Below are 1,690 nucleotides of genomic sequence, written 5' to 3'. Positions count from 1 at the left end.
CCGCGGCGGCGGCGATCGGCAAGGGCGTCAAGGACGGCGTGGGCGTGACCGTGGACGTGGAGATCGTGGACCCCGAGACCCTGGAGCGCTCGGTGGGCAAGATCCGCCGGGTCAAGGACCTGCGGGAGCAGTGACCTCCGGCTCGCACCGGTCCAACTCCCCTTCCCCACAAGCCTCGTGACCGACCCGAGTACGATGATCGAAAGCTCGGCCCGATCCGTCCACTCGGCACGATGGAGTTGCCATGACGACCGACCCCCAGTCGGCCCCGCAGATCGACACCGGCAAGGCACATCCCGCACGGGTCTACGACTGGCTGCTGGGCGGCAAGGACAACTACCCGGTCGACGAGGCCGTGGGGGAGAAACTGCCGCCCGAGGCAAGGGACGCGGCCCGGCAGAACCGTCAGTTCATGCACCGCGCGGCGACCTGGCTGGCCGGCCGGGGCATCGACCAGTTCCTGGACATCGGCACGGGCATCCCCACCGCGCCCAACCTGCACCAGATCGTGCAGCGGACCGTGCCGACCGCGAAGGTCGTCTACACCGACAACGACCCGATCGTGCTGCGCCATGCCGAGGCACTGCTGATCAGCCACCCCGACGGGGTCACCGACTACATCCAGGCCGATGTACGCGAGCCCGAGGCAATCGTCGAACACGCCCGCCACGTCCTGGACTTCAGCCGCCCGATCGCGCTCTCGCTGATCGCGCTGATGCACTTCGTCCCCGACGAGCAGGACGCCCACGGCATCGTCCGTGACCTCGTCGCCACCATGCCGTCCGGCAGCTGTCTGGTCCTGTCGCACGCCGCGTCCGACCTCTACCCCGAGCTGGCCGCACAGGTCACCGCCGAGTACGCCAAGGGCGGCATCAAGCTCGGCTTCCGTACCCGCCCGGAGGTCGCCCGCTTCTTCGACGGCCTCGACCTGGTGCCGCCCGGCCTGGTGACGGCGACGGAGTGGAACCCTCCGACGCCGGGCGCGGCCCCGGAGGGCAGCGGGATCTACGCGGCGGTCGCGCGGATCCCCTGAGCCCGGACGGGCCCGCACTGCCCCCGCCCCACGGCCGTCGGCGTCAACTGCCGTGCCCTCAATGCGCGGTGTTGGTCTGCCATACGACCGCGCTGTCGGTCGCGATGACCATGTTGCCGTCCTCCAGCACCTTGAGGGTCGCCCCGTCGGCGCCCTGTGTGTTGCTGGCCCACAGCGGCTGTTTCTGGGCGCTGTAGATCACCAGGTTGCCGTCCGTCTGGAACACCGCCGTGTTCCCCGCGCCCTCGGTCTGGCTCGCCCAGCGCGCCGTGCCGTCCTTGCCGTAGAGCACCAGGTTGCCGTCCGTCTGCATGATCAGCTTGGAGCGCACGGTCTCCACGACCGTCCCCGGGTCGAACGTGTAGGGCGGCTTCACCACCACGGCGTCGGCCGGCTTGCCCGCGCCCGTGCCGGACGCCGAAGGAGAGGCCGTCGCTCCGCTCGCGGACGGACTGGCTGATGTGTCGGCGGACCTGCTGGAGCTCGCGGACGGTGAGGTGTGCGCAGAGGCGGAGCCCTTGTCCTGGTCCTGGAAGACGTGGGACAGGAGCAGTGCGGCGGTGACGGCGACGACCAGCGAGGCCGCGCCGATGGCGGCCCACAGGCCGCGGCGCCCGCGGCGGATCCCGCCTTGACCCCGCCGTCCTTGGCCGCCGT

The 1,690-nt window shown here is 70.8% G+C and carries 2 protein-coding genes and 1 pseudogene; 2 read left to right on the top strand and 1 reads right to left on the bottom strand.

The genetic code is table 11. From position 1 onward, the window contains the following. Positions 1 to 134, top strand: a 134-nt coding sequence (locus R6V09_RS52485) for a hypothetical protein (protein ID WP_317888457.1), incomplete at its 5' end; no start/stop codon positions are given. A 110-nt stretch (positions 135 to 244) separates the two neighbouring features. Then, complete coding sequence (locus tag R6V09_RS52480; protein ID WP_317888456.1) at positions 245 to 1,033, top strand: SAM-dependent methyltransferase; 789 nt, start codon at positions 245 to 247, stop codon at positions 1,031 to 1,033. Positions 1,034 to 1,091: 58 nt separating this feature from the next. On the opposite strand, the pseudogene R6V09_RS52475 reads toward R6V09_RS52480, so the two are convergent. Beyond that, positions 1,092 to 1,690 (bottom strand): annotated as a pseudogene (locus tag R6V09_RS52475) (hypothetical protein); the annotation flags it as partial.

This window comes from Streptomyces sp. W16 (genome assembly GCF_033194735.1).
GTDB lineage: Bacteria > Actinomycetota > Actinomycetes > Streptomycetales > Streptomycetaceae > Streptomyces.
Note: the sequence above shows the minus strand (reverse complement) of the source record. Positions and strands in the feature narration are given on the sequence as shown.

Excerpts from the sequence above, each read along its gene's own strand:
- R6V09_RS52480 (WP_317888456.1), top strand. The coding sequence starts at position 245 with ATGACGACCGACCCCCAGTCGGCCCCGCAGATCGACACCGGCAAGGCA.